The 10,130-nt window shown below is 67.7% G+C and carries 8 protein-coding genes; 3 read left to right on the plus strand and 5 right to left on the minus strand.

Annotation, left to right across the window (positions count from 1 at the left end; genetic code table 11):
* Nucleotide 1: 1 nt before the first annotated feature.
* Nucleotides 2–1,138 (minus strand): hypothetical protein, encoded by a 1,137-nt coding sequence (locus LDO13_RS00380; RefSeq protein ID WP_224048129.1) that lies wholly within the window; start codon nucleotides 1,136–1,138, stop codon nucleotides 2–4.
* Nucleotides 1,139–1,299: 161 nt separating this feature from the next.
* On the opposite strand from LDO13_RS00380, the gene LDO13_RS00385 reads away from it, so the two are divergent.
* Nucleotides 1,300–2,085 carry a GNAT family N-acetyltransferase gene (locus LDO13_RS00385; RefSeq protein WP_224048130.1) on the plus strand — a complete coding sequence of 262 codons (786 nt, stop codon included), beginning with the start codon at nucleotides 1,300–1,302 and terminating at the stop codon, nucleotides 2,083–2,085.
* A 40-nt stretch (nucleotides 2,086–2,125) separates the two neighbouring features.
* On the opposite strand, the gene LDO13_RS00390 is transcribed toward LDO13_RS00385, so the two are convergent.
* Nucleotides 2,126–4,792 carry a PEP/pyruvate-binding domain-containing protein gene (locus LDO13_RS00390; protein WP_224048131.1) on the minus strand — a complete coding sequence of 889 codons (2,667 nt, stop codon included), beginning with the start codon at nucleotides 4,790–4,792 and terminating at the stop codon, nucleotides 2,126–2,128.
* A 240-nt stretch (nucleotides 4,793–5,032) separates the two neighbouring features.
* On the opposite strand from LDO13_RS00390, the gene LDO13_RS00395 reads away from it, so the two are divergent.
* Nucleotides 5,033–5,269, plus strand: a complete 237-nt coding sequence (locus tag LDO13_RS00395) for a hypothetical protein (protein ID WP_224048132.1) — start codon at nucleotides 5,033–5,035, stop codon at nucleotides 5,267–5,269.
* A gap of 115 nt (nucleotides 5,270–5,384) precedes the next feature.
* Here LDO13_RS00395 and LDO13_RS00400 read toward each other — a convergent pair whose 3' ends face one another.
* The gene (locus LDO13_RS00400) at nucleotides 5,385–6,671 is read right to left on the minus strand and encodes an MFS transporter (RefSeq protein ID WP_224048133.1); all 1,287 of its coding nucleotides are present in this window, start codon (nucleotides 6,669–6,671) and stop codon (nucleotides 5,385–5,387) included.
* Between the two features lie 21 nt (nucleotides 6,672–6,692).
* Entirely contained in the window at nucleotides 6,693–7,931 is a 1,239-nt protein-coding gene (locus LDO13_RS00405; RefSeq protein ID WP_224048134.1) for a M20 family metallopeptidase, read from the minus strand.
* 137 nt (nucleotides 7,932–8,068) lie between these two features.
* Here LDO13_RS00405 and LDO13_RS00410 point away from each other — a divergent pair, with 137 nt between their 5' ends.
* The gene (locus tag LDO13_RS00410) at nucleotides 8,069–9,103 is read left to right on the plus strand and encodes an Lrp/AsnC family transcriptional regulator (protein ID WP_224048135.1); all 1,035 of its coding nucleotides are present in this window, start codon (nucleotides 8,069–8,071) and stop codon (nucleotides 9,101–9,103) included.
* 151 nt (nucleotides 9,104–9,254) lie between these two features.
* On the opposite strand, the gene purU is transcribed toward LDO13_RS00410, so the two are convergent.
* Nucleotides 9,255–10,130 (minus strand): formyltetrahydrofolate deformylase, encoded by an 876-nt coding sequence (purU, locus tag LDO13_RS00415; protein WP_224049844.1) that lies wholly within the window; start codon nucleotides 10,128–10,130, stop codon nucleotides 9,255–9,257.

Below are 10,130 nucleotides of genomic sequence, written 5' to 3' on the forward strand. Positions count from 1 at the left end.
GTCACCCCCCGGCCGGGTAGGAACCCGGCCCGGCGAACTGCTGGCCAGGCTGCGGCCTGGCGGGGGCGCCGGGAATGAATTCAAGCACGGCTTCACCCTCGGCAAGGCCGGAGACGATCTCCACCATGGAGCCGTCGTTGAGGCCCAGCTGCACTTTCCGCTCCCGTGGCTCTCCGGCCTGGGACCCGGCCTGGGACCCGGCCGGCGTTCCGGTTGCGGCGTCCGGGACGGTACCGGCGGGAGCGAGCCACACTGACCCTTCCTTGACGCTTCCCCGGACCGAAGTGAGCGGCACCGTAACGACGTCGGTGGCCTGGCCCGCAGTGACGGTCATTGTCGCGCCGAGCCCGGCGAACACCTCGACGCCGGAGGGAACGGCGCAGCTGATGGTGCCGGTCGGCGCGCCGCCCTGTTCGGGCGCGCTGCCTCCGCCCGGGATGGCGGCGGCGTACGGCACCGAGCGGCTCACGCCGCCGGACGCGCCTCCGGTGCCCCCTGACACGCCACTGGTTGCGCCCTTCAGCGCGACTGTGGGGCAGGAGAACGGGGCGGGACCTCCGACGACGGCGATCTCCGCTGAGCTCGGTTTGGCCAGCAGCCGATACTGCTGGGCCGCGTCGACAGATCCGCTCACGGTGAAGGTGCCCGGGTTGACGGCACCCGCGGTCTCGCCCACTCCCACTTGCTGGTTGAGCAGCACAGTGAGGCTCTCCAGCACGCCTGACGCCGGAGCAAGGACATCGGCGTAGGTGTAAGCGGGGCCGGTACGGCCCGGCGGCTGGCTGCCGGTGTCCGGCGTTGTTGACTCGGCCGCAACTTCAGTGCGGACCTGATAGAGACGATCGCCGGAGGTCACCTTGCCGCCCGCGGCGAGAAACAAGTGCGTCACGACGCCGGCCGTTGTATTGCGGACGCCCACGGCAGCATCGCTCTGCACGGTTGCCTTGATCTGGACTGAATTGGTCACCGTCGCCCGGGAGGCCTGAACCACCGGGATGGCGACCTCCGCCGACGGTCCGTTCAGCGCCTGTCCTGGTCGCATTCCGTCGATAAACGCTATCTTGACCAGCGCCATGGCTATGACGGCGAACACTGCCAGCCATGCCACGGGCATGACGACGCGCCTGAAAACTCTCATCTCTGCCCCGTTCGGTAACTCCCCACAGAACCTCTCTGCGAGAGATGCACTTCACACCCTATAGCCGGGCCGATTCCGGCTTGGGACGCCGCGCTATGGGCGCCGACACGCGTGGGCCGCACCGGCCGGCGCTCTGTCCCGCCGTTGTACCGTGGGGCCCGATGACTATTTCAGAACTTCTCACGGCGTACGACCAACAGTTGCGGACGGATGCGGAGACCCCCAGCGCGGTCGCCGTCGAATGCCTTGGCCCCTTGCGGCTTGTGACCTTCGCCGGCGGCCGTGGTTTTGTGACCTACCAAAACCTGGACGGCGCCGGCGCAGCAACGATCGCGGGCTGGGTGGCCGGAGCCTTGGCGTCCTTCCGTGAGGACCCCTCAATCGTTCGGGTCGAGTGGAAGACGCGCGGCCACGATTCTGCGCCCGGACTCCATGAGGCGCTGCTCGGGTGCGGCTTTGAGCCGGAAGAGACCGAGTCCGTCATGGTGGGGCCGGCCAGGGCGCTGTGTGTGGACGTGGACCTGCCCGACGGCGTGAACCTGCGAAGGGTTACAGAAGAACCGGACATCCGGGCCATGAGCGCCATGCAGGACGAGGTCTTCGGCAGTCCCGCCTCCGACGGCAACGCCGAAGCAATCCTGCGCCGCGTGGCCCGCGACGATGGGATGGAACTGTGGGTTGCCGAACATGAGGGGAAGATTGTCAGCGCGGGTCGGCTTGAACCGGTTCCGGGGACGGATTTCGCGGGCATCTGGGGCGGGGCCACCCTCGAAGAGTGGCGCGGCCGGGGGATCTACCGTGCCGTCACCGCGGCGCGGGCCCGGGCCGCGGTGGCCTTGGGCAAGAGCCTCATCCATAGCGATTCAACCGAATATTCACGGCCGATCCTGGAACGTTACGGCCTGCTCCGGGTATCGACGACGACGCCGTACTGCTGGCGCCGCTGACGCCCGAAGCCCGGCGCCGCCGTCCGTGGTTCCTCCCGTCTCACTGACCCTGCGAAGCGGCCGGATGCTCGATCGTGACGGTGCCGGCGTCCCCGTCGACGCGGATCTGCCAGCCGCTCGCAATCCGCTGCGTGGCAACGCCGGTACCGAGCACGGCCGGGATGCCGTACTCACGGGCCACGATGGAGCTGTGGCTCAACGGGCCGCCGACGTCGGTAACGACGCCGGAGGCCATTGCGAAGAGCGGGGTCCATGCCGGTGTGGTGATGCGGGCCACCAGTACGTCGCCGGGCAACATCCGGGCGAAATCCTCTGGTCCTCTCAGGACGCGGGCCGGGGCGCTGACCTGGCCCGAGCTGGCACCGGCGCCTTTGATGACGTCGCCGGGCGCTCCTTGTGGGGCTGCCGGCATCATTGACCCGAAGGCCCGTTCCATCCACGGGCTCTCCGGGAGTAGTTGCGGGGCTGCGGCCTTGGCCTGGCCCCGCCACAGCATCTTGCGTTCCTCAACGGCGCCGGCCCGGACTGGCTTGTCTGCTCCGGTAATTGCCACGGCCGCCGGTGTGCCTGGTCCTGCGAGGCCGAACTCGACGGCGCTGCGCAGCTCCTGGTGGCGCAGCCAGAACACGTCGGCGGGCTCTGCGATGACGGCGGAGTCAACCAGCCGTTGTCCGAGTTCGAGCAGCATCCGCCGGAGCAGCGGCCACGCCAGGCCGACGTCGGCGAGGGCATCCTCGCGGATCGGGGCGGCGCGCTGTGCCCACCGGAGCAGCCGCAGGAACGCGGCCCGGCGTTTCGGCCCGAGCCGCGCGATCGTTCGGCTCGTTTCATCCTCGCGGCGGGCGGCCGACAGCCGCTGGCGCTCGTAAGGGTCATTGCCCTGCCCCCGCAGGTAATACTTCACCGTCTCCAACAGCGGCGAGGGATCGTCGGCCGGCACCGGGCTGGCGAAGTCCAGATTGTAGACAGCATGGCCGAACCGGCCGAGGTGTTCCTGGAAGCGGCGATGCCATTGCTGCCAGAGTGCCGGGTCCAGCCCGGCAGGCGGGGACCCGGTGCGCTGCGACACGGCCAGTGCCGCGGTGGGCGCAGCGAGGATCGCCGGGGCCAGCCCCGGAACTTCCCGGGCCCAGGCCGCGAGGTCGTACAGCGACTTCTCGGCCCGGATGGGTTCGCTGTCGTAGCCCAGGAGGAACGTCAGGGCGGAGGGGTCCCCGTCGCGCCGCACGAACTTGTCGTAATAGGCCCGAAAGGAGATTTCGCTGGTTGCAGCGATCGGAATGATGGACTGCACGGCCGTGTAGTACACGGTGCCGGCGTCCAGAAGCGTCTGCACACCTTCGAGCAGTTCCTCCCCGGAGAGCTCCCCGACAGGCCTCGCCGACCAGTCCTTGATCAACTCCACGTAACGGGGATGCGAGAATTCCCGCCAGCCGGCCACTCCCATGTGCGCCTTGCCGCGGGCCAGCGCGCGCATCGCGGCCAGCGACTTGCCCATCACCCGCCACATTCCCGAATTGCGGTAGTAGTAATAGGCGTAGCCGTTAATGGTGGGCAGTCCGACGTCGCCCTCGCGGATGACATCCTTTCCGACGGCGCCAGCCATCAGGGCACGCAGCGACCGGGACACCGAGCCGTCTATGAGGTCGGCGAACAGCGGCGAGAGCGGGTCAGGCATCTGCTCCACGATGCTCGCACGGAAGTAGAGCCCGTGCCTGTAGGGCACCGGCCACGTGTCCGGGATGTCGGCTGCCGGTTCGGGCAGTGCGGTGATGGGCCGGGATTGGAGGATGAAGAATTCGCCGCCGGCCCTGGCCCACTCGATGTCCTGGGGTGTTCCGAAGTGACCAGCAATCCTTGTCCCCAAGGCGGCCAGCGCGGCCGCCGCCTTGTTGTCCAGGACGGGCTGGCGACGGCGCGCCGTCGGCACCGGCTGCTCCCGCGTGTGGTGGTCCGCATAAACAGTCATGACCTCCTTGTCAGCCGTCCGGCGCGACAGGACCCAGCCCGTGCCGGCCTCGACGACGACGTCGTCCGTGGAGACCGATCCGCTGACGACGGACTCGCCAAGGCCCCATGCGGCACTGATAACTGTCTGGTCGCGGCGCCCGTTGGCCGGATTGGCGGTGAACATTACCCCGGCGGCCTCGGCCTCGACCATCCGCTGGACCACGACGGCGAGGCGGACAGTGTCCGGCCCGATGCCTTCACGGGCCCGGTAGGCCATGGCACGCGGCGTCCACAGGGAAGCCCAGCAATCGGTCACGGCCGCAGCCAGCGCCTCTATCCCGACGACGTTCAGGTAGGTGTCCTGCTGCCCGGCGAAACTTGCCGATGGAAGGTCCTCGGCCGTGGCGGAGGAGCGCACCGCCACAGCTGCATCCCCGTCGCCCAGCAGCCTGTAGGCGGCGCCGAGTTCACCCGCGATCCCGGCAGGCATTGTTCCGCCGGTGAACAGGGCACGGATCCGCGTCGAGGCATCCTCGTAGTCCTGTGGCGCCGCCGTCGGTGACAGCGCGGCCAGCTCTTGAATGCCGGCTTGAAGGTGATTGGCTTCCACAAAGTCGGCATAGGCAGCGGTGCCCAGCACAAACCCAGAAGGGACCGGCAGCCCGGCCCGAACGAGGCCGCCCAAGCCGACGCCCTTGCCGCCGGCCGCGGCCACGTCACCTGGTCCTACATCACCGAAGCTGTAGATGTAGGTCATGACCGCCTATCCCTTCTGGAGCCGGGCAGCCCCCCGTCGAGCCTGATTCTCAACATACTGGCACTCCGGCATGCTGGAGGCTACCGGTCGCGACTCCGGCGCCGGCGCTTGCCGCCCGTTTAGCCATCCTCGATGTGGTGTTCTCGCCGGATTCTGATCAGCATACGGTGACGCTCACCAGGCCCGGCACTTTAGGGCCGGACTCTTTCAGCACCCGCTGCGCCATGGCAGACTGCGGCCATGAGCATTGAGCAATGGTGGCCGAAGCTGAAGCCCTCAACGCGGGAATGGCTGATCGACAACAACGGCGATGCAGTGCCGGCGGAGATCCTCGATGAGATCGAGGATGCTGGCGGGTCGGTTGCGTCGGGTGCCTGGTGGGTGGGCGAGAACGGGCCCTCGGGATTCTACTTCTCGGACGAGGCGATCGACTGGATTGACGCCGTCGGAAACGGCGAAACGCCGGACACCCGCTGAAATCTGCGCAAGGGCTCTCCAACGTCAGCCCAACGAAAGTGCCCCCCGCCTGCACGGTAGGGGGCACTTTCGTTCGGGTCTAAAGGACTATTCCTGGCGCGTCCTTGCGACTCGCCTAGTGCGTCAGGTCCTTGCCCTTGGTCTCCGGGATGGTGAAGACGAACAGCACGCTGATGAGCAGCAACACCACGGCGTACACGTTGAACAGGTTGGAGAGGCCAATGGTCCCGAGCCAGGTCTGCAGGTACGGGGCGGTCCCGCCGAAGACTGCCACGCAGATGGAATACGGGACGCCGACGCCGATAGTCCGGATGCTCGTGGGGAACAGTTCCGCGTAGACGGCCGGAACGATCGCGGCGCTGGCGGCAATGAAGATGAGCATGACGGACATGGCCACGGCGAGCTGCCAGGCTGAATCCTTCAGCAGCCAGGTCATGGGGAAGTGCATGACGGCGCTTCCGGCAGCGCCGGCCCAGAGCACCTTCTTGCGGCCGATCCGGTCGGACAGCTTGCCCCAGAAGGGCAGGGCGGCAATGAAAACGATGTTCGCGACCACGCTGGCCCAGAGCGCCTCGCCGCGGTCGATCTTCAGCGTGGTGGCGGCGTAGCTCGGGGCCACAACACCCCAGATGTAGTAGATCACCGTGAGGCCCACCGTCAGCCCGATGACCTGGAGCGCCTGCTTGCGGTGTTTCACGATCTGCGGCCAGATGGCGGCGCGCTTCTCGGTGGCCGTCTCGCCTTCGAAAGCCTCGGTCTCGTGCAGCTTGGAGCGCATGATCAGCGCGTAGAGGCCCATGACGGCGCCGACCAGGAAGGGGATACGCCAGCCCCAGTCATTCATCGCATCGGCGCTGAGGGTCATGTTGAGGACCGCACCCAGCAGCGTGCCGGCCAGGATTCCCACCGTGCCCGAGGTGTAGATCAGGGTGGCCCACAGGCCGCGCTTCTCTTTCGGGGCCACCTCGGAGAGATAGGTCTGCGACGACGGCAGCTCACCGCCGTGGGCCAGGCCCTGGATCAGCCGGGCCACCAGGAGCATCAGCGACGCCCAGAACCCGACGCTTGCGAAGGACGGCGCGACGCCGATCATCAGGCTGCCCAGCGACGCGAGCCCGACGGCGAGCGTCATGGACGTCTTGCGGCCGACGCGGTCGCCGATCCAGCCGAACAGGAAACCGCCGACCGGCCGGGCCACGAAACCGACGGCGAAGATCGCCAGCGTTGCCAGAACCGCCGAGGCAGGGTCCGCCTTGCTGAACAGCTGGCTGGCGATGAACGGCGTGAACGTGGCGTAGATCGCCCAGTCGTACCATTCGACGGCGTTCCCGATGCCCGTACCCAGGAGGGTCTTCCGCGTGGCCGCCCGGCTGATGAGCGGCGGGTTCGTGATGGTGGTCATGATGTCTCCGAAGATGTAGGGCTAGGAAGCGGCGGACGTTGGGGTGCCGGCGGCAAGTGCAGCGATCCGGGCAATGGCGAGCTCTGCGTAAAGCGCCGCACCGTCGGTGAGGACGCCGTCGTCGAACGTGGCGTAGGGGGAGTGGTTGAACGCGGCGGCGGTGTGGTCCGCGCCCGGCGCGACGGCGCTGAGCCCGATGAACGTGCCGGGCACCTCCGCCATCACCCGGGAGAAGTCCTCGGATCCGCTGAGGGGCGTGGCCCAGCGGGTCAGCCGGGACTGACCAAACAGGTTCTGGATGGTCCTCTCTGCGGTGATGGTCTCGTTTTCGTCCGTGATGCTGAGCGGGTATTCCCCGCGGTAGTCGACCTCCACCTCCAGGCCGTGGGCGTGGGCGATGCCCTTCAGGAGGGTGGGAACGGCGGTCATCATCCGCTCGCGGGAGGCGTGGGAGAAGGTGCGGACGGTTGCCTCGATGCGCGCCGATTCGGGGATGACGTTGCGGGTGGTGCCCGCCTGCAGGACGCCGACGGTCAGGACTACCGGGTCAAACATGTTGAACTGCCGGGTGATCATGACCTGCAGCGCGGTCACCATCTCCGCCGCCGCGGTGACGGGGTCCTTGGCCGCGTGCGGGGCGGAGCCGTGGCCGCCGGCGCCCAGGATCGTGACGAACAGTCCGTCAGAGGCGCTCAGCATCACACCCGGCTTGGTGGCGAACTGGCCGTGCGGTTCCAGCGAGGAGAACACGTGCATGCCGTAGGCGGCGTCCGCGCGCCTGCCCGCCGCGTCCAGCACCCCTTCGCGGATCATGTGGCCGGCACCGTCGTAGCCCTCCTCGCCGGGCTGGAACATCAGGACGACGTCGCCGGCCAGCTGCTCGCGCCGTTCGGCCAGGAGGGTGGCGGCACCGGCCAGCATCGAGGTATGGAGGTCGTGGCCGCAGGCGTGCATGGCGCCGTCGAGCCGGGAGGAGTAGCCGACGCCGGTACGTTCCTGGACGGGGAGGCCGTCCATGTCCGCGCGCAGCAGGACGACGGGCTTGTTGGCCGACGCGTGCGGTGCGCCGCCGCGCAGAACTGCGGTGACCGACGTCGTGGTCTCGCCGAGGGTGATTTCGTACGGCAGGCCGTCGAGGGCTTTGAGGACTTTCTCCTGGGTGCGGGGGAGGGCCAGGCCGATCTCCGGTTCCTGGTGCAACTCGTGGCGGAGCCGGGTGATGTGGCCTTGCAGTTCCTTGGCATCGGCGGTGACCGACATATGTTCCCTCTTCCTGAACGGTTGGCAGGTGCTTACGAACCATTGTGGAGTGACTGGAGTCACAGGGAGGAAAATGACTGAAAAAATGCAAAAATGTGAGGGTAAGTACAGGAATCATTCATTGGCGGAGGGCTTTTGTGGAGATCAGCGAGGAAGACCTGCAGCTGATCCACGCGCTGCAGATAGCGCCGCGGATCAGCTGGTCGGATGCTGCCGGCATCCTGGGCGTCCATGCGACCACTTTGGCGGCCCGCTGGGAACGGCTGAAATCCTCCGGAACCGCCTGGAGCACGGCCCACCTGATCGGCGATCCGAAGCAGATGTGCCTGGCGCTTGTTGATGTGGACTGCGAGATGACGTCGCGGGCCGCGGTGACCGCAGCGCTGGCGGCGATCCCGGAAGTGGTCACGGTGGAGGAGGCGGCCAGCAACCGTGACCTTATGCTCACGGTCATCACGCCCACCCTGGCCCAGTTCAGCGACGTCGTCCTGGAGCGCCTCAAGGAGATCCCCGGCCTCACCAAGTACCAGACGGCGCTGTGCACGCGGCTGCACTCCGGCGGCTATGCGTGGCGGCTGAACGTGCTGGACAAGGCGCAGATTGCCGCGCTTCGGGCGCTGGCGGGGCCCGAGGCTTCCGGCGCGGCACCGGCGGCAAACCAGGGTGCGCCGCTGCCGCGGAGCCACCTGGACCTGATTCCGTTCCTGGCCAGGGACGGGCGCGCGGGCGCCGCTGACATCGCCCGCGCCCTTGGCCGCAGCCCCGCTACGGTCCAACGCCAGCTGAATCGGGTCCTGGCCAGCCACGTTCTCTCTTTCCGGTGTGAAATCGCGCAGAAATACTCGGGGTACCCGGTCACCTGCCAGTGGCTCGCCAACGTTCCGCCCGGCCGCCATGAGGCCGCCGCTGCCGAGCTGCGCAACTTCCGCAACATCCGGCTCACCGCCTCCACCACCGGCCGCACCAACTTTGTGATCCTGATGTGGCTGCATTCCCTGGCGGACGTTATGAACGCCGAACAGGCACTCCAGCTGCGGATCCCCGGCATCCAGCTCGTGGAGAGCGTTGTGGTGCTCAACTCCGCCAAACGGGTCGGCTGGATGCTGAACCCGGACTCGACCGCCACCGGGGCCGTCGTGGTGCCCGCCGCCGAGCTGGCACCGACGGCCTGAGGTCACCTGTTCCCACTGCCCGGCTGCGCTCCCGCCCAGTTGCTTCTTCGCGGCACAGTCCGGCACCGGCGTGTCCCGGGGAAAACGCCGGATTCCGGGGCTGCGGCGGCCGGTAACTGGGCAGGAGCGCGGCGCGCCGGGTGGGGCGAGGCTAGCGCAGCACGACGGTCCGGTTGCCCTGCAGGAACACGCGTCCCTCGCAGTGCCAGCGGACGGCGTTGGACAGGGCCCTGCATTCCGTGTCCCGGCCGGCGGCCACCAGCTCGTCCGGCCCGTAAGTGTGGTCCACGTCCACCACCTGCTGGGAGATGATGGGCCCCTCGTCCAGCTCGGCGTTGACGTAGTGGGCGGTGGCGCCGACCGTCTTCACACCGCGGGCGTGGGCCTGGTGATAGGGCTTCGCGCCCTTGAAGCTGGGCAGGAAGGAGTGGTGGATGTTGATGGCGCGGCCATCCAGCAGGCGGGTGAGGTCGTCGCTGAGGACCTGCATATAACGGGCCAGAACCACCAGTTCGACGTCCATCCGGTCGATCAGTTCCAGAAGCCGTTGTTCGGCCGCAGGCTTGGTGTCCGGCGTGACGGGCACATGGAAGAAGGGGATCCCGTGCCATTCGACGGTCCGCCGATGATCGGGGTGGTTGGAGACGACGCCGACGATCTCGGCGGGCAGTTCCCCTGTGCGTGCCCGGTACAGCAGGTCGTTGAGGCAGTGCTCGAATTTCGAGACCATGATCAGGACCCGCCGTTTGGCCCCGTGACGCCGCAGTTCCCAGTGCATGCCGAATTTCTCGGCGACGGGCACGAAGGCGTCCCTGAGCGACTCGAGCGTGGCCTGGTCCCCCGCCGAGGCAAAGTGGAGCCGCATAAAGAAGTGGCCGTCCAGCTGTGAATCGAATTGTTTGCTCTCGAGGATGTCGCAGCCCTGGTCCAGCAGGAATCCGGAGACCGCGTGGACGATACCGCGCGTTTCCGGGCAGTCCAGGGTCAGGATGTGCTCCACGGTTTCGGGTGTCTGGTCGCCGGCCAT

Source organism: Arthrobacter sp. NicSoilB4 (genome assembly GCF_019977335.1).
Classification (GTDB): domain Bacteria; phylum Actinomycetota; class Actinomycetes; order Actinomycetales; family Micrococcaceae; genus Arthrobacter.